Origin of the sequence: Nostoc sp. C052 (assembly GCF_013393905.1) — a bacterium.
Taxonomy (GTDB): domain Bacteria; phylum Cyanobacteriota; class Cyanobacteriia; order Cyanobacteriales; family Nostocaceae; genus Nostoc.
On sequence record NZ_CP040272.1, the window covers coordinates 6,386,245 to 6,403,323 of the forward strand.

At 41.7% G+C, this 17,079-nt stretch carries 16 protein-coding genes and 1 pseudogene; 3 read left to right on the top strand and 14 right to left on the bottom strand.

Going from position 1 to position 17,079, the window contains the following annotated elements; translation table 11 throughout:
- The first annotated feature begins 158 nt into the window (after window positions 1-158).
- Window positions 159-1,010, top strand: coding sequence for a universal stress protein (locus tag FD723_RS26375; protein ID WP_179068011.1), 852 nt, complete (start codon window positions 159-161; stop codon window positions 1,008-1,010).
- Window positions 1,011-1,168: 158 nt separating this feature from the next.
- Here the strand turns inward: FD723_RS26375 and psbM are convergent, their stop codons facing one another.
- The 5 genes from psbM to FD723_RS26400 all read right to left on the bottom strand — a co-directional run bounded on the left by psbM (window position 1,169) and on the right by FD723_RS26400 (window position 4,185).
- Window positions 1,169-1,285, bottom strand: coding sequence for a photosystem II reaction center protein PsbM (gene psbM, locus FD723_RS26380; RefSeq protein WP_084227279.1), 117 nt, complete (start codon window positions 1,283-1,285; stop codon window positions 1,169-1,171).
- A gap of 154 nt (window positions 1,286-1,439) precedes the next feature.
- Window positions 1,440-1,736 carry a 2Fe-2S iron-sulfur cluster-binding protein gene (locus tag FD723_RS26385; protein WP_179068012.1) on the bottom strand — a complete coding sequence of 99 codons (297 nt, stop codon included), beginning with the start codon at window positions 1,734-1,736 and terminating at the stop codon, window positions 1,440-1,442.
- A gap of 185 nt (window positions 1,737-1,921) precedes the next feature.
- A complete protein-coding gene (locus FD723_RS26390; protein ID WP_006195022.1) occupies window positions 1,922-2,059 on the bottom strand; it encodes a photosystem II reaction center protein K in 138 nt (45 codons plus the stop codon).
- A gap of 78 nt (window positions 2,060-2,137) precedes the next feature.
- Window positions 2,138-3,286, bottom strand: a complete 1,149-nt coding sequence (gene tgt / locus FD723_RS26395; protein ID WP_179068013.1) for a tRNA guanosine(34) transglycosylase Tgt — start codon at window positions 3,284-3,286, stop codon at window positions 2,138-2,140.
- A gap of 446 nt (window positions 3,287-3,732) precedes the next feature.
- Entirely contained in the window at window positions 3,733-4,185 is a 453-nt protein-coding gene (locus FD723_RS26400; RefSeq protein WP_179068014.1) for a hypothetical protein, read from the bottom strand.
- A gap of 374 nt (window positions 4,186-4,559) precedes the next feature.
- Here FD723_RS26400 and cobS point away from each other — a divergent pair, with 374 nt between their 5' ends.
- Window positions 4,560-5,339, top strand: coding sequence for an adenosylcobinamide-GDP ribazoletransferase (gene cobS, locus FD723_RS26405; RefSeq protein WP_179068015.1), 780 nt, complete (start codon window positions 4,560-4,562; stop codon window positions 5,337-5,339).
- A gap of 59 nt (window positions 5,340-5,398) precedes the next feature.
- Here the strand turns inward: cobS and FD723_RS26410 are convergent, their stop codons facing one another.
- The 3 genes from FD723_RS26410 to FD723_RS26420 form a co-directional block, all read right to left on the bottom strand.
- The gene (locus FD723_RS26410) at window positions 5,399-5,854 is read right to left on the bottom strand and encodes a PPC domain-containing protein (RefSeq protein WP_179068016.1); all 456 of its coding nucleotides are present in this window, start codon (window positions 5,852-5,854) and stop codon (window positions 5,399-5,401) included.
- A 240-nt stretch (window positions 5,855-6,094) separates the two neighbouring features.
- The gene (locus FD723_RS26415; protein ID WP_179068017.1) at window positions 6,095-6,772 is read right to left on the bottom strand and encodes a ComF family protein; all 678 of its coding nucleotides are present in this window, start codon (window positions 6,770-6,772) and stop codon (window positions 6,095-6,097) included.
- A gap of 44 nt (window positions 6,773-6,816) precedes the next feature.
- Complete coding sequence (locus tag FD723_RS26420; protein WP_179068018.1) at window positions 6,817-7,308, bottom strand: GNAT family N-acetyltransferase; 492 nt, start codon at window positions 7,306-7,308, stop codon at window positions 6,817-6,819.
- A gap of 371 nt (window positions 7,309-7,679) precedes the next feature.
- On the opposite strand from FD723_RS26420, the pseudogene FD723_RS43070 reads away from it, so the two are divergent.
- Window positions 7,680-8,767: pseudogene (locus FD723_RS43070) on the top strand (ISAs1 family transposase).
- A gap of 106 nt (window positions 8,768-8,873) precedes the next feature.
- Here FD723_RS43070 and FD723_RS26435 read toward each other — a convergent pair.
- The 6 genes from FD723_RS26435 to FD723_RS26460 all read right to left on the bottom strand — a co-directional run bounded on the left by FD723_RS26435 (window position 8,874) and on the right by FD723_RS26460 (window position 16,959).
- Window positions 8,874-10,229 (bottom strand): alkaline phosphatase PhoX, encoded by a 1,356-nt coding sequence (locus tag FD723_RS26435; RefSeq protein ID WP_179068019.1) that lies wholly within the window; start codon window positions 10,227-10,229, stop codon window positions 8,874-8,876.
- Between the two features lie 472 nt (window positions 10,230-10,701).
- Entirely contained in the window at window positions 10,702-11,106 is a 405-nt protein-coding gene (locus FD723_RS26440; RefSeq protein WP_179068020.1) for a VOC family protein, read from the bottom strand.
- Between the two features lie 18 nt (window positions 11,107-11,124).
- Entirely contained in the window at window positions 11,125-11,721 is a 597-nt protein-coding gene (locus FD723_RS26445; protein WP_179068021.1) for a tRNA-(ms[2]io[6]A)-hydroxylase, read from the bottom strand.
- 54 nt (window positions 11,722-11,775) lie between these two features.
- The gene (locus FD723_RS26450) at window positions 11,776-13,875 is read right to left on the bottom strand and encodes a PAS domain-containing sensor histidine kinase (RefSeq protein ID WP_179068022.1); all 2,100 of its coding nucleotides are present in this window, start codon (window positions 13,873-13,875) and stop codon (window positions 11,776-11,778) included.
- A gap of 373 nt (window positions 13,876-14,248) precedes the next feature.
- A complete protein-coding gene (locus tag FD723_RS26455) occupies window positions 14,249-16,144 on the bottom strand; it encodes a CheR family methyltransferase (RefSeq protein ID WP_179068023.1) in 1,896 nt (631 codons plus the stop codon).
- Window positions 16,145-16,332: 188 nt separating this feature from the next.
- Window positions 16,333-16,959, bottom strand: a complete 627-nt coding sequence (locus FD723_RS26460; protein WP_179068024.1) for a chemotaxis protein CheB — start codon at window positions 16,957-16,959, stop codon at window positions 16,333-16,335.
- Window positions 16,960-17,079: the final 120 nt, after the last annotated feature.

Here is a 17,079-nt window from a genome sequence, read left to right on the forward strand (position 1 = left end):
TTTTTTATATATTACCATTTATTGGAGTATTAAATACTAAAAGGACAAAGTTTATTTGTGTCAACTTACTAACTAGGTTATCGAGCAAGGTGGTGAAAATCCGACCAAAGCCAAGTACTAACAGCGAAAAAAAGTAAACTTCACAAAAAATACGTAATATGATAAGAAGAATTTTGCTGGCTGTATCAGGATTGGGACACGCAGAAGAAATGCTCAAAACCCTGAAAGAAATCCCTTCAATTCAATCTGCAAAAGTCACAATTTTGCATGTTGTTCAGGCACAAAGTACTGCTGCTACCATGACAAGTAAATGGGAAAATGGTGGTAAAATTCTGGCGAATGCTATTCAAACTTTGAACTTAGATCCTAGCCAGGTTTCTTCAATTTTGCGGGAAGGCGACCCCAAAGATGTAGTTTGCCAAGTAGCTGATGAAATCGATGCCGACTTGATTATTATGGGTTCACGCGGACTGAAGCGGCTGCAATCGATTTTATCGAATTCAGTCAGTCAGTATGTTTTCCAGCTATCTTCTCGCCCCATGTTGCTAGTAAAAGACGACATTTATGTTAAAAGAATTAAGCGCATCATGGTGGCAATAGACAACTCTGATTCAGCAAAAAATTGCTTGAAATTGGCACTGTTTTTACTGCGAGATATTCCAGGTGGCGAGTTAATTTTGGCAAATATTAGTACAGATTTAGGTGGAAAAAAATCGGAAATAACCAAGGTTAACTCAGATAAAAATCCAGTTTTAGCAGCCGCAGTTGCGGAAGCAGAAAAACAAGGTATCCAATCTCGTTCTTATATCAGCAGTGGTAAACCTGGTGAAGAAATTTGTCGGTTGGCAGAAGAGTTGAATATAGACTTATTATTGCTCGGTTCTCCAGATCGCCGTCCATCGATCGCTAAGAGTTTTGTTGATATAGACAGACTCATCGGATCTTCCTTGTCTGACTATGTTCGAGTCAATGCTACTTGTCCGGTATTGTTGGCGCGGACAATCGCTTAAGGTAAATAGTGTTGAGTATAAGAATTGTTGGACTAGGATAGTAAAAAAATAAGATTTGTCTTGTCTTGAATACCTCAGCATGTGCTAACAGCACTAAGTTGATAAATAAAAACCCCTACACTATTGGTGCAGGGGTTATTTATTTTATACACAAACTCTTAACTATCTTTTCCACCTTCGCGGCTAGCAGTTTGGATGTACAGAATTAGTAAAAACACAGCGGGGACTAGTACGAACAAAATGCTCGCTATGAACCCCAGGTCATTAACTTGCATAGCAAGAAAGCCTCTCTTAAATTTCCAGTCAACAACATTAGGATACCATTATCGATGACCGAGTTATACCAATTCAAAATTCAAAATTCAAAATTTCAATTGAGTTTACTCAATCTTGGTAAGTATTTTGACTACTGACTGGATACAAAATAACTTAAGGCTTCGTGACTACGCTGACTGAGCCATTCACTAAAGTTTGACAGGCAAGGCGGTAATTATCCGGTTTTTTCTTGAATTTCCGGTTTTCTACGTCTGTGCGGGGGGAAAGATTTGCTAGTCCTTCGACTATCTCCACAACACAAGTACCACATTGACCATTACCACCACAATTGGTCATCTTGCCAATCAATGTATATATATCAATGCCATTTTGGATCGCCTTGAGCCGGAGATTAGCACCATCTGCCGCTACTACTTCTTTATTCTCTTTAACGAATTTGATATTACCCATAACTAGACTCCTCCTTGACTGTAAGCTTGGCTTTCAAGGCTTCATATTGACATGGCTTGATTAAGATCATATTTATTATATTAATTCATTACAAAATATTAATAAATGTTAACTTTGTCAAATATAGCATCACAAAAAATAGGACAGGTAGAATACCTGTCCTATAAATTGAAAAATAGATTAACTTACCTAAATCCTACGGCTGCTTGCCAAACGAAAGCAAGCAACAAGAAGAATACGGGGATGACTGGGAGAACGTCTACCAAAGGATCGAAGATTTGGTAAGCTTCAGGCAGTTTTGCTAATAAAAGTGCTGCTTCCATGTTTGTTTAAATCCAACTATCCAACACAGCTTTCATAATTGAGAAGTATCTTAACATGGTTTGAGTATCGATCATTGGTCAATAGTCATTTGTAATTTCCCCCTCATCTGGTGCTGATTCAGATGAGTTGAGCCAGTGTCCAAATTCTGCCACAAAGCGATCGCTCAATATTGCTTCTCTAATTTTTTGCGTAAAGCGAATTAGCTCAGTAATGTTGTGAATGCTCAACAAGGTATAAGCCAAAATTTCCTGCGATCGCACTAAATGAGATATATAAGCACGGCTAAAATTTTGACAAGTGTAACAGTGACAAGTTTCATCTAAGGGCGTAAAATCTTCACGAAACTTAGCATTTTTTAAATTCCAGCGTCCGCCTTGGACTATCGCCGTTCCATGTCTCGCCCAACGGGTGGGAATTACACAATCAAATAAATCTACACCAGATGCGATCGCGATCGCCATTTCCCGATAAGTACCTACACCCATCAAGTAGCGCGGCTTATCGGGGGGTAGAAGCGGTGCTGTCACTTTGACAATTTCAGCCATCATTTCTGGTGGTTCTCCCACACTTACGCCACCAATGGCGTATCCGGGCAAATCTAACTTAGCCAAAGCTTCAGCCGCACGGCAACGCAAATCTAAATACACGCCCCCTTGGACAATTCCAAACAAAGCCTGCTCACTATTTTGATGAGCCGTTATGCAACGTTCTAACCAGCGATAAGTGCGGTCAGTTGCGGTTTCCACTTCTTCGCGAGTCGCTGGGTAGGGTGGACACTCATCAAAGGCCATAATCACATCTGCCCCTAAAGTATTTTGAATCTCAATGGAGCGTTCTGGTGTCAAGTTAATAATTCGTCCATCATGGGGTGAGCGGAAAGTTACACCTTCTTCAGTAATTTTTCGCATCTCACTTAAGCTGAAGACCTGAAACCCACCCGAATCTGTGAGCATTGGGCCGTTCCACCCCATAAATTTGTGCAACCCACCACCCCCAGCCACGATCGCTTCCCCTGGTTGTAGGTGAAGATGATAAGTATTGGATAAGATCATTTGCGCCCCAGTATCTCGTAGCTGGGCTGGGGTAATAGTTTTGACATTTGCCAGCGTTCCCACTGGCATAAATCTGGGGGTTTCGACAAGACCGTGAGGGGTGAAAAACACTCCGGCTCTAGCTTTGGTTTGGCTACAGCAAGCAAGACATTGAAAAGAAAAATTCGCACTCATACCATTTTGGATTTTAGATTTTGGATTGTGAAACGCTAATTGATGAAGAGTTTCAGAAATCCATAACTAGCAGCCATAAAACCAAATGGTATTAGGGCAAAATTAATATTATTTGGCTAAATTATGGACAAAAATAAAACAGGAGTCAGAATACAGAATTCAGAATACTCTTACCCATAAAGGGATAGAGTTTTCAGGCGAGAATATTTTAATTTTTTTTCGCCCACCATTCCACTCGCTTTTAACCAATATTTTCAGACGCGACTCGAAAATACTCGCTTGCCGCCGGCGCTATCACCCACTCGTACAGAATTCATACTGAATTCTGACTCCTGAGTTCTGAATTCTTCTTATAAAAATTGGTAATTGAGTTTTAGTGAATACTTAAGCATTCACTACTAACCTAGTTACCAACTTTACGAGTATATACTCAAAATAATTGTTATTTAGAAAGAATCAGAACAATCATCGTCAATTTCTGCATCCCACCTGGCTGAGAGTACTTGTTCCATCATCGCTTCTATGGCACTGACATTGAAGCTTCGCTCTCGTCGCTCTTGTAAAGGGGTTGAGCGGGGAATTAACCGCAGACACACTCCTTCTTGCATCAGATCGAAGTAGGTTTCTTGTTGCGGTGACTGCTTGAGTTCCAAATAATCAAAACTACAAACATTCAGATATAGCGCACGGTTAGCCACTAAGGTAGACCTTTGTGGATTGGCAAAAACTTCCATCACATCCCCTTCACCCTCGCTCAGTACCTTATCTTCTTGGGTGTAGATGTAGTGGACTCGACCTAAATCTGCCAGCAATCGCCGGATGTCGAGCTTATTCACAATGATGCCCGTGTTAATAATGCACGGAGCTGGTATCCTGGTGTCGGGTAGATGGTGACTCATAGGAAAATGGCGATTGAGCTAAGGAGAGCAACAACATAGCTAAACTGTCATAATTGAGTAGCTTGTTTACTCCCTACATTTAAAAAAATATCAATTTTATGGGGCAATCGTCTAATAATTTGGAGGAAGTTTTTAGTTAACGAATACAAAATATAAATTTTGCTCCCTGATGGAATTTTCACTTCCTAAATCATTCGTTTTTGTATAAAAACTACCTAAGATTATTTACTTACCACTTAGACCAGGATAACAAAATTTTCAAGGAGAATGTCTGATAGAAGTAAATCTTATCTAAAGTTTTAAAGTTTGGTCATGTCGGTTGTACGAAATCAAGATTATTATCCAGCAGTTTACCAAAAATTAATGTTATTCCGATGACGAAACAGCAACAGTGGTGGAAAAAGCTGCTGTTAAAGCTGGCAGCTAGTATTATATTTTATACAATTATTCCACTGCCGTATTTGAGCGGATTGGATTTTCGGGGAGTGGCACGTCTTGTTGTACTTGTCGGGTTGATAATTGGGGGAATTTTAGGGTTAGTGGATACGGGGATGGATTATATTGGTATGCCCGTGTTAACTCGTAGTGCTTTGGTAGTAAGTGTTTGGATTGGCATCACAGGAGGATTGCACTTAGATGGGGCAATGGATACTGCCGATGGTTTGGCAGTGGGTGACCCAGATCGGCGATTGGAGGTGATGGCGGATAGTGCCACAGGAGCCTTTGGGGCAATGGCTGCGATCGCCTTGGTGATACTAAAAATAACCGCCTTGACAGATATGCCAGAAAACCGTTGCTTGTTGCTAATGGCTGCTTGTGGTTGGGGACGTTGGGGACAGCAACTAGCGATCGCCCGATATCCCTATCTGAAAGCAACTGGTAAAGGCGCATTTCACAAACAAGCCATTCGTTCCTACAAAGATTTGTTACCAGGACTATTGTTGTTGTTTAGTTTGAGTGGTTTACTTTGGCTGATAGATAAACAGCAGCTATTTCTCGCACTGGCAATGATAATTGCTGGAAGTGCGATCGCCACTTTAACCGGTGCATGGTTCAACCATAAACTAGGCGGGCACACCGGAGATACCTACGGCGCAGTCGTCGAGTGGACTGAAGCCTTATTTCTCTGCGTATTGACCGCCGTAGGAAGTTAGGAGTGAGGAGTGAAAAATCCAAACTCCTAACTCCAAACTCCTAACTCCTAACTCAGCACTCATTTAATTGGTTGCAACTTTGTCACCTTGAGTTTAAAAGCCCCAACCCCAGTTTCCCCAAAAGACCGGACACGAATCACATAATTCCCTGTCTCTACGATGCGAGTAAATAGTAGGGAATTGCTAGTACCATCAGGGCCATCATCATTTTCTGCCAGAGTCGAACCATCAGGTGCTAGTAGTGTGATGATGCTGTCAAAGTTTTCAGATGACAGGTCAACAGCTAAATTATCGCCCTTCTGTAACTTCACTGTGTAATCACGAGCAAACCCACCTTGACCTGTGGGAATGTCTTTGTCTGAGAGACTATCAGTAATTTCAGTACTGTTAGATAAAGGAATTGGACTATACAACTTATTTTGAGCAAAAGCTGCACTTATACTTATGCCTATTGCCAGCAATGTGGCAGGAATGATGATGAGTTGCTTTAAACCTGCCGCAAAAACTTTATTCATACATTTCAAGCAATTTTTCTACAAAAATAGGGTAATTCGGTCAATCGATTTTGGATTTTGGATTTTGGATTTTGGATTGACCCCGACTACAAGGGTACGGGGCATTATAATTTTAAATTTGGGATTTTGGATTTATTCCGCTCACTAGGAGCGGGGCATGAACCGAAATAATCTAAAATCTAAAATCTAAAATCTAAAATCTAAAATTGGCACGGTCAATTTATCAAGGAAGGCAATCCTTCATCCGTCTTTGACAGCAGTGGCTACAGCTACTAATCCTAAGACTACAATTCCATACTGACGAAGTGTTTGCACAGCAGACCTGGCAGTAGCACCAGTAGTATAAATGTCGTCCACTAACAGCACTGGGATATTTGGAGGATGATGGCGAAATTCTTGCCCAACAGCAAAAGCTTGAGCCAAGTTTTTTTCTCGTTTAGATACCGATAAACCAAATTGCGCTTCAGTTTCTCGCACTCTTACTAGACCGTTTAGTTTTAATTTTAATCCAGTTATTTCGCAGAAGCTTTGTGCGATCAGTGCGGCTTGATTGTATTTACGTTGCTTTTGTTTGCCAGCGTGGAGTGGGATGGGAACTACCACAGGCTGGCTATCTCGCCTCGGTGAATTTAACAACCATGCTTCTCCTAACCATTGACCCAAAGGACGAGCTATTTGGGGTTGATTTTCGTATTTCATCGCCGCGATCGCTCGTTTCACCGGGCCACCATACTCCCCCCAGCCAAAAACTGGTATTGGCTCTTGCCATAGAGAAATTGGGTCTTTACGTTGACATTTTTGTAATTGTCTGGTGCAGTTCTGGCAGAATTCTTGAGAAGTTGAGCGTTGACATAGGGGGCAATGGGATTGGAGAAAAAGATTGAGTAAACTTGTGAGATTTTTAATCCAAATGTGCATTGAGAATTGTCCTTAGTCATTAGTAATTAGTCTTTGACCAATGACTAATGACCATTGACCAATGACTTCACATACACGCGATCGCACCTTGTTGTTTCTACCCCCGTTGCTGGGGTGTAGCCGTTGCTTTCATACAGCTTGACTGCTTCCACCAAAACGCTGGCGGTTTCAATCCAAATTTCCTGAAAACCACGCTTTGCGATCGCTGCTTCTAGCTGTTGTAACAAATATTTCCCTAATCCCAAACCCCTGATGCTGGGTAAAAGATACATTTTGCGGATTTCTACAGCTTTTTCGCCTCGGTGTATGGGGTAGTATGCTCCAGTACCGACTAACTGGCTTTGGTGTTCAATTACCCAAAACTCTCCCCCAGTAGCTAAATAATATTCCTCTACTCGCAGCACATCTCGGTCAGCACCGTTTGGTTCCCAACCCAAACCGTATTCTGATAATACATAACTGATAACTTCAGCGGCTCTTGTGCGATCGCTTTTCACCCAATCACGAATTATAAAATCTTGATAATAGTTTTTCATTACCATTTGCTGGTCAAGTTTACACAGAAAAATTTTCCGCATCTATATCCCAATTTACCCAGCAAATAGCTTTTATGGCAGAGTCTATTTTAGACGACACTCTCAAGGTGTCAATAAAAAAGGGAAAAGGTTAAAGGGGAAAGGGGAAAGGGATGAACAGGTCGCGCCACTTGTGGGCAAGGTTTTTACCTTCCTCATAAAATTTGGATTATTTCGCGCCACTTGCGGGCGTTAGCGGAGCGGGACGCAGTACGGTTTTTACCTTTCCCCCTTCCCCCTTCTTGATAAAGTGACAACAGGGTGGTTTCATACAACGAGAGAAAAATAATAATGATTTATAGAGGGTGGAGAAAAATGGATAACTAACAAGTATGAATCTCGTCGAACAATTGCAGCAAGTCCCAGACTATAGACACATCCGAGGACGAAGGCATGAATTATGGTTGGTATTATTGCTCATATTGCTCGGAGCAATGACTGGGTATTGGGGCTACCGGCCACTGGAAGATTTTACCAAAGTACACAGACGGAGCTTAATTGAGCTGTTAAACCTAGATGAAACAATGAAGTTTCCATCCTATTCAACGTTCCGACGAGTACTCAAAACAGTAGATTTTCAGCCATTCACCGACTTATTTAATAATTGGGCGTTAGTTTTTGTTCCACCGATGCCAGGAGAAAGATTGGCAATTGACGGAAAAGGCATTCGTTGCACAGTCACAGATTACAGTCAGTCCTACCAAAACTTTATCAGTACAGTATCGGTTTATAGTCATGAACGAGGTATTGTACTCAGGATGCAACCAATGTCCAACAAAAAAATTAGTGAAGTAGCGATCGTAAAACAATTAATCTTCGAGTTTTGTGGTCAACAAGTCGTTTTTACACTTGATGCTCTACACTGCCAAAAAAAACTGTATCACTGATTGTCAATAGTGGCAATGACTACCTGATTGGATTAAAAGAAAATCAACCGACACTCTACAAAATGGCTCAAACCGAGTTACAACAAGATGTTCCACTTAGCAGTGCCACAACTGTAGAGAATGTTCATTCTCGGCTAGTTCAACGTCAGTGCAAGGTTTTTGCTGCCCCCGAACAAATTCAAAAAAAATGGTCTGGACTCAAAACTTTTATTGTTGTCGAGCGTCAGGGTGAGCGCAATGGTCGGCCATTTTACGAGCGTCAATTCTATATCTGTAGTCAATATCTCGAAGCTCAACAGTTACTTGCCGACATTCAAGGGCATTGGGGAATCGAAAATCGACTTCATTGGGTAAGAGATGTGACATTCAAAGAAGACTTTCCACTACGGCGTGGTGGCAATGCCCCTGTGAATTGGTCTATCTTACACAACTTTTTTATTACGATCGCACGCAAACTCGGTTTCCGAACTATTCCTCAAGCACAACGCGCACTCTCCAACCAACTCGATAGAGTTTTTTCTTTCTTTGTATGAAACCACCCTGCTTCTTGATAAAGTGACAAGGGGAGGAGAATTTTCTTCCCCTCCCCTTGTCTGCTTACCAAAGATGATTCAGCAATATAGTCATGCGAGGTTCAAATTAGTCTCGATGACTTGTCCAAGGGCCCCAGATAGCTAAAGTAATACCAGGGGTTTGAATGTTGACGAACAAAGTATCACCATCAGGTGAAAAGCAAGCTCCACAAAATTCGCTATCATTTAAGGCGTTACGCGCAAAATCATAGAGTTCACCTTGGGGTGTAACACCTCTTAAGAAATTGTCACCACCGCCATCTTCACAGAGAATGAGATCGCCAAAAGGTGCCACAACTATGTTATCGGGCATGTCTAGCTCATCTCTAGATTGAGATTCAACAAACAGTTCAATTGTCTCTTTACCTGGAATGTAGCGCCATACCTGACCACCACCTACAGGGCCGCCACTTGTAGCAGTGAAGTAAAATTCACCTTTGCTCTTCTTGTCGTCATCCTTGCCGTTTTTGTCTTTCTTGCCCTGGTTGTCATCGTACCAAATGCCTTCCCCACGGTTAAACTGGGCTGCACCTAAAGCACGACCTTGGGATCTGACATTATCTACAGTCGTGGGATTTGGTTCAGGAATAGTTACCCAATCTACATCCCATTTCTGTCCAACTACAAAACCGGTGGTGGTGTTAACCTGAGGCTTCTCCTTAATCCTCAAAGCCTGGAGAGTGCCTCCTGCTTTTAAATTGCCATACTCTGTGGGGATAAAACGGTAGAAGAGGCTATCTCCTTTATCTTCAGTCTGATAGACAATCCCAGTTTTGGGATCTACAGCTATAGCCTCATGATTAAACCGTCCCATAGCAACTAGAGGCACTGGGTTTACAGGAGAGGTGGCGCTAGCTGGAACCTCAAAGTTATAACCGTGTGGCTTGGTGACTCTATTACTTAGACTCGGTATAGTTGTATCTTCTTCACAGCTAATCCATGAACCCCAAGGAGTTAGACCACCTGCACAGTTACGAATGGTTCCACCGAGAGAAGCAAACTCTTTGATCAACTGGCGATCGCGTCCAACAATTAGAGTTGTAGTGCCACCTCTGCATATAGGATCGTAGGGATTCAGCACTTCTACTCCTGGTAGACGAGTGCCAGTACTGTTACTTAGTTCGTGATTGCGAACCAAAATTGTTGTATTTCTGGGGCCAGGGAAAGCTGCCATCCCATCATGATTACTAGGCTCTAGATTGCCATCGCTCATCAAAGTACCTGTACGAGATATAACTCGATACTGAAATCCTCTTGGTAATTCTAAAATTCCATCAGCACCGGGGAAAAGCGGCCCATATCCTTTACCAAATCTTCGACCAAAAGCTTGTCTGGCAAGAAGACCTTCCATAGGGGACACCATTAAAGTGCCCACAGCAGTAGTACCTGCTATTGCAAAGAATTTACGTCTTGAAAATGTCATGAAAACGGTTTGGTTACTTAAATGCTGAAAGAAAAATATTTGATTTTGATTAAATTTGGGTAATGCTTTATTTAACTTAGGGGTAGTTAATAAAAGATGAATTTATATAAAATTTGCTAAAAACAAGGCAAATTTATGTAGCAATACGGTTTAGTTAAGGGCTACTGGCAACAACTTTGGGTTTTTGAGAGACGCGATAAATCGCCGTATATACAAGGGTTTTGTAGCTCTATCTGAACTGTATTGATTTATGTAAATAGAATTTTAATGTGATAGGCTAAGTTTTTTAAACTTACCTGAATTCCACTCAAGGATTGCCAACGCAGCCGATACTTTAACAATGCAAGTCGATGCATTCACATTGTCGGGTATTGCTAAATTTAATTTGCTACGAATTAATGAAATGCTGTCCTAAGATATTTTGGAAGGATGGCTTTTTAGCAGAAAGACGTGACACATACCAAAACTGTAATTAACTGACAATTCCGAGATTGTTGTAGATTTCGATGAGATTGCCATCAGGATCGCGGAAATGAGCTGTACGAATTCCCCAGTCTGAGCGATCTTGCGGTTCAGTCACAACGATCGCATTCTGAGCTTTTACTTGCTCATAGACCTCATCCACGTTATCGACTGCGAAAACTAAAACAGTTTTATCTCGACTAGCAACATAAGAAGGCTGTTCAATTCTGGGGACTACTTCAGCCATTAATTCTTTTTTAAACAAACCTAGTTTGAGATATCCGGTATTAAACTCAGCATATCCGCTATCTTCATCGCCCCAATCGACATCAAACTTTAGCAGATCCCGGTAGAACAGAAAAGAATCTTTATAGTTTGAGACAAGTAGTCTCAGGTGTGTTAACTGAAGCTTCATATCTGTTCCCTTGGTCTACTAACTGTGAATTCTAGGTTCTGGGTGCAAAGTCGCCAGCAACTCGCTTTCGACAGTTGCCAATTCATCAAGCCGTTGCATGACTATTTCTCTGTCGAAGTAAGTAGCAGCTAAAACCCAATATATACCGTAGTGACGCGCTTCGGATGCCATTAGACCACGATAAAATTTTGCTAACTCTGGCTCTGGACAGTGAGCAGCTAGTAGTCCCAGGCGTTCGTGAGAGCGAGCTTCGATTAAACCAGTGACTAGCAAGGAATCCAGAAATCGCTCAGGCTCTTTGGGGCGTACAGCAGCTTTTAAACCTGCGCCGTAGGGAGGCGGTGGTAGGGGAGCTAGGGGAATATTCCGGCGTTCTAACCATTGGTTAACTAGTTCAAAGTGTTCTAGTTCTTCGCGGGCGATCGCAGTTAGTTCTCGCACCATTTTAGTATTGGAAGGGTAGCGAAACATCATGTTTAAGGCCACGCCTGCGGCTTTGCGTTCACAGTGGGAGTGGTCGAGTAAAATAATATCTAAATTAGCGATCGCTTGTTCAACCCAAGCAAAACTAGTAGGCTGTTTTAGAACGTTGATAGTCGGTAACTGAGTAAGCACAGAGTCACAAAACTCCAGAATTTTAATTTAACGAAGTATCCTAGCAAATTGATTTTAACGGAAGATTGTTTGAACAACGCTCAATAATTCATTGGCGGTGAAAGGTTTCACTAAAAAGCCTTGGATACCAATACCCATAGTTTGTACCAATACCTCAGACTTAGCTAATCCACTCATAGCAATAATTTGCACTTGTGGATTGATGATTTGCAGGGTGCTGATGGTTGTTTCTCCACCCATTAACGGCATCATCATATCCATCAGCACTAGCTTAATTTCATCTTTATGCTCGGTGTACAGAGCAATGGCCTCAATACCATTTTTGGCAGTCAATACTTTGTAGTTAGAGAATTCTAGTGTGGTTTTGGCGATCTGAGTGATAGCTACTTCATCATCGACAACTAAAATCAATTCTCCGTGGCCTCTTGACAGTTCTATCTCATCTATTACTTGAGAAATGCTACCCTCCTTGCTTGGCAAGTATACTTGGAATTTTGTTCCAATTCCTACCTCGCTGGCTACTTCCACAAAACCACCGTGGCTTTTAACAATGCCCATCAATATAGATAAACCCAATCCTGTACCCTTACCCACTTCTTTAGTGGTGAAAAAGGGATCAAAAATCCGATCGATAATTTCTGAGTGAATGCCAACTCCAGTATCCGTAACTGTAATCCTCACGTAGGAATTAACTGTTGCGCCAATGTGCATCCTGGCATAGTTTTCATCAATGAACACCTTGGCGGCAGAAATACAGAGTTTACCGCCATGAGGCATAGCATCACGAGCATTGACTACTAGGTTCATTAACACCTGATGCAGTGCAGTACTGTCTCCGACAATCATCCCGACATTTGGCGCTATATTTATTTTGATGTCGATCAATTTGGGAAATGCTTGTTGGGCTATCTGCTTGATATCTTCGATGAGTTGCGATACAAGCACAATTGTGTGTTCTCTTTCATAACCACCGGTAAATGACAAAATTTGCCCCACCAAATCACCGCCTCGTTTGGCATTGGTTTCTAGTATCTTCAGCATTTGCAGCGAAACGTCATCAAGATGGGGATATTTTAGGGGCAACAGATGAGCAATTCCCATGATTGGAGTGAGAAGATTGTTGAGATCGTGAGCGATACCGCTAGCGAGAGTGCCTAAGCTTTCTAAACGTTGACTACGCAATAGCTGAATTTCGAGTTGTTTTTTCTCGGTAATATCGGTGTCAATAATCAGGATTGATTTAGGCAAGCCGACAGCATCAAGCATCAACGTCCAGCGGCTAGCAATAATTCTTTCCACACCATCTTTTCTAAATTTATGCAACTCTCCCTGCCATGTTCCATGCTCAATAACAGTTTTCTGAGCCGTTAATAGTAGAGGTGAGGTTTTTTTGAATAAAAGTTCCCAGGCGTTGTTTCCTTGAGCTTCCTGAACTTGCCAGCCGTACATCTTCTCTGCGCCTTGGTTCCAGAATAAGATTTGGTTGTGCAAATCTTCTACAATAATTGCATCTGTTGTGATGTCTAATAGGGCAGCTTGTTCGCGAATTTTCTGATCTTGCTGATGGCGATCGCGTAGCGCAGCTTGCTGTTCGCTAATGTCTCTAAATAACCAGCGCAAGTTTCCAGTTTTACCCTGACTATCTTGCACAGCGATCGCTGTTAGTTCTGCGGGAAAGTCTGTACTTCCTTCTTCATGAAAAATCTGTAACTCTTCTCTGTGGATTTGCCTCTGCTGTTGCAATTGCAGCATAATTTGACGAAATTTCTGCCGTTCTGTCTGATGCACAAATACAGCCAGTGGTTTACCAATCAGGTAAGACTGGCGCACCTTCAATAACTTAGCCGCAGCATAATTAGCTTCCTGGATAATTCCAGTAGCATCTGTAAGCAAGTAACCATCTGGGGCAAAGTTAAATAAATCGTAATAACGTTGGCTTTCTGCTTCTACCAAATTGCGTGTAGCGATCAATTCCTCATTTTGTTGCTGTAACTCTTCCAGAGAAATAGAGATTTCGGTCATCGCTTGTTGCAAAAGCTCTCTAGGGGAATCCTGTCCTATATATTTCTCTGCCGCCAGACTTGCAAGCTGTGAGAGATTTTCCAGTCGTTGATGCGCTTCGACAATCGCTTGTTTAAAATTTTCCTTAGTCATTTGTAGTTTTCTCCGATGATTGCTTTGCTTAAGAAACGCAGAAGGAAAACTGACCTCTGCTTCAGTAAAGCGACCAGAGTGAGCAAGAGATTAATACAATACCCTTCAGCATTTTTATCGCTAAATTAAATGGTTGAAAACCTCTCAATACTTCTCGGGTTTTGCATTTTTAACTCGGAATCGGGTTTGGGTTAAAAGGTACTGGGTTTGGGTTAAAGGTTTTTTCTTTTCCTTTTCCCTTTCCCCTTTTCCCCTTAACCGAGAAGTATTGGAATACCTCTACATCATATAGCAGCATCAGTTATCCTGGGGAGCTTGCTACAGTCGAGGTTTAAATCCCAATTTTTAACTTTTAACTTTTAATTTTTAATTGTTATTCCTGTTGCTGCCGTTCTTCTATTTCTTGAGTAGAAATCATACTATTGACTCTCTCTATATCTACCATCATCAAAACTGCTCCTCGCATTTCAATGCCAAGTAGCGGAGTTATTGCCAAGTAACATTTTATTTGCCTACCCCGACGATTGGTAGCATCGAGGATCATTTCTTGAAACTGTTTTTTCCCGGATAGAGAGTCGCGAATAGGTGATCGCAACTGCTCGACAGGTAGCCCAATATCTAGGCTGAAGATAGACTTTCCAATCACTTCATCAGTCCGCAAGCCCCATAAATCTTCTACCATGTAATTCCAAATAGAGATATTAAAGCTGCTGTCAATTACCACTATTCCCGTTTGGAGACTTTTGAGAATAGAGACAAGAAAAATGTTTGTGCGATTAAGTTCTGTGGTGCGCTCGCTCAGTTCGTTATTAATTGTCTGTAATTCTTCATTAGTCGATTGGAGTTCTTCATTCATCGTCTCCAATTCTTCATTGGTGGATTGCAGTTCTTCGTTAGTAGTTTCTAATTCCTCATTAGTAGATTGGAGTTCTTCGTTAGTAGTTTCTAATTCTTCGTTAGTAGATTGGAGTTCTTCGTTAGTAGTTTCTAATTCCTGTTGGGAACGTTGCAGGGCATCTTGGAGTTGAATATAACGGGTGACATCATGAAAGGAGATACTAACCCCTAAAAAACTGGTGTCTGTTTCTTGTAAAGGCGTAATTTGTACATCCAGATATTGGGTTTCTGTGTTAGATAAATAGCGCTCTACATTTGTGAGGCTCACAGGGCGGCGTTCAGTATAAGCCCGTTCAATTAGCGATCGCAATTCAACCGGCCGATAAGAAAGTTCTAGATCCTGGAAGGGACGAGCTAAATCTTTGGGAGAAAGGGCGAACAAAGTCCGCGCTTGCTCGTTTACCATTACCAGAGTGCCATTTATATCAATGATTATCTGGGCGATTGGGGCTGTGTCAAAACCCATGTCTCGCAACCGGAGGTGTCTAGCCAAACGGCTGCTAGATTCATCATCTACTGAATTTGCCATAACTAAAAGGCGATCGCGTAGATTCACCGTTGATACTTTAGTAAATATCCGGTTTTTTAAGTCCAATGGTAGAAACAGACTAGAATGCATCAATAGCATCTCTGCTTTTCCCAAAAACAAAAAGCCATTATCGTTGAGTGCAAAATGAAACCGGGCCAGAATTCGTCCTTGAGTCTCAGAATTAAAATACATTAATGTATTGCGGCTGACCAGTAAATCTAAGCGCGAAATGGGCGCATCCTGAAGTAAATCGTGGCGACCAAAAATCACTGAGCGACGCAAATCTTGGCGGAAAACATAGCGATTGCCGACAATTTCAAAGTATTTCTGGCGCAGTTCATCTGGCACTGTTTGGACATCTTTGGCTGAATATATAGCAAGACGCGCTTGGTTGAGAGCATCTTCATCTACATCTGTAGCGTAGATTTTCACTCGTTGGCGAAATTCCTCTGCTCCCAATATTTCAGCCATCAACATTGCCAGAGTATAAGCTTCTTCTCCAGAAGCACAGCCAGCGCTCCAGATGCGAATTTGGTCAGAAGTTTTTTTATTTCTAATCAGATTAGGCAGTATTTCTTCTGCGATATATTCCCAAGCTGATGAATCTCGAAAAAAAGCAGTAACGTTAATTAGGATAGTGTTAAAAAGATAATTGAATTCTTCTGGATAAACTTCTAGATAGTCTTGATATTCTTCAAAATTTTCTATAGTTAATGACTGCATCCGCTTGAGTACCCGACGTATCAAAGTCGAGCGTTTATAGCCTGTAAAATCAAATCCCCGGCTTTGTCTGAGATAAATCAGTAGATTTTCAAATTTGGGATCTCTTTCGGCAGAAGTCATAGGGTAGAGGCAACGAGCAGGTGGCAAAGGAATGGAGTTCCGATCTGAGTCTGTGAGTATCAAAGGCTCATTAACGGTTCTAAACCTTATTAAGGAGTATCAAAGACTCATAGAAACTATGTTGACACTAAGTTGGTTGAACTCTAAAATATATCTTCGCTGCTCCCCCGCCCTCTTTTCTTCTGGGCTTAGTTAAATTCTCCTACAACCAAACTCACAAGGCTGCTAGAAATTTTATCAAGGGGGAGAATAAAATCTACATTGCCAGTTTGAATTGCAGCCGAGGGCATCCCGGAAAATTCGGCGCTTTTTACGTCTTGAACGATAACAGTACCGCCCATTTTTTTAATCGCTTCTACTCCTGTAGCGCCATCGCTACCTGTTCCAGTTAGTACAATAGCGATCGCCCTATCTTGATAAATAGCTGCAACCGATTCAAATAATAAATCAGCCGAAGGACGTAAAAAATTTACTAATTCCGACTGTGATAAGGAAAGAGTGCCGTCACTGTTAACCAACAAGTGACGATTGGGTGGGGCAACGTAAGCCGTTCCTGGGGTCAGACAATCTCCTTCTTGTGCTTGTTTGACGATAATAGCCGTCCGCCGACTGAGAATTTCTGCCATGAACGAGCGGTGTTGGGGGCCAAGGTGTTGCACAATGGCGATCGCGGCTGGAAATTTTGCAGGTAGAGTTGATAGCACTTTAACTAGAGCAGTCAGACCGCCTGCTGAGGCTGCGATCGCTACTATATCAAAGGCAGTATTAGTAAACTGAGGTGGATGATTGTTGGCATTTTCTGCCATCTGAATCATGATTTTCCGTCTACGACTATCTGCCTAACTTCTTGAGTTACAGATAGCATTAATAAAGTTACAATTTTTATCCTTACTTAAGTAAATTATACAGTATATCCGAACTACCTTCAGCTTTTT

Excerpts from the sequence above, each read along its gene's own strand:
- FD723_RS26375 (WP_179068011.1), top strand. The coding sequence starts at position 159 with ATGATAAGAAGAATTTTGCTGGCTGTATCAGGATTGGGACACGCAGAA.
- psbM (WP_084227279.1), bottom strand. The coding sequence starts at position 1,285 with ATGCAAGTTAATGACCTGGGGTTCATAGCGAGCATTTTGTTCGTACTA.
- FD723_RS26385 (WP_179068012.1), bottom strand. The coding sequence starts at position 1,736 with ATGGGTAATATCAAATTCGTTAAAGAGAATAAAGAAGTAGTAGCGGCA.
- FD723_RS26390 (WP_006195022.1), bottom strand. The coding sequence starts at position 2,059 with ATGGAAGCAGCACTTTTATTAGCAAAACTGCCTGAAGCTTACCAAATC.
- tgt (WP_179068013.1), bottom strand. The coding sequence starts at position 3,286 with ATGAGTGCGAATTTTTCTTTTCAATGTCTTGCTTGCTGTAGCCAAACC.
- FD723_RS26400 (WP_179068014.1), bottom strand. The coding sequence starts at position 4,185 with ATGAGTCACCATCTACCCGACACCAGGATACCAGCTCCGTGCATTATT.
- cobS (WP_179068015.1), top strand. The coding sequence starts at position 4,560 with ATGACGAAACAGCAACAGTGGTGGAAAAAGCTGCTGTTAAAGCTGGCA.
- FD723_RS26410 (WP_179068016.1), bottom strand. The coding sequence starts at position 5,854 with ATGAATAAAGTTTTTGCGGCAGGTTTAAAGCAACTCATCATCATTCCT.
- FD723_RS26415 (WP_179068017.1), bottom strand. The coding sequence starts at position 6,772 with ATGCACATTTGGATTAAAAATCTCACAAGTTTACTCAATCTTTTTCTC.
- FD723_RS26420 (WP_179068018.1), bottom strand. The coding sequence starts at position 7,308 with ATGAAAAACTATTATCAAGATTTTATAATTCGTGATTGGGTGAAAAGC.
- FD723_RS26435 (WP_179068019.1), bottom strand. The coding sequence starts at position 10,229 with ATGACATTTTCAAGACGTAAATTCTTTGCAATAGCAGGTACTACTGCT.
- FD723_RS26440 (WP_179068020.1), bottom strand. The coding sequence starts at position 11,106 with ATGAAGCTTCAGTTAACACACCTGAGACTACTTGTCTCAAACTATAAA.
- FD723_RS26450 (WP_179068022.1), bottom strand. The coding sequence starts at position 13,875 with ATGACTAAGGAAAATTTTAAACAAGCGATTGTCGAAGCGCATCAACGA.
- FD723_RS26455 (WP_179068023.1), bottom strand. The coding sequence starts at position 16,144 with ATGACTTCTGCCGAAAGAGATCCCAAATTTGAAAATCTACTGATTTAT.
- FD723_RS26460 (WP_179068024.1), bottom strand. The coding sequence starts at position 16,959 with ATGATTCAGATGGCAGAAAATGCCAACAATCATCCACCTCAGTTTACT.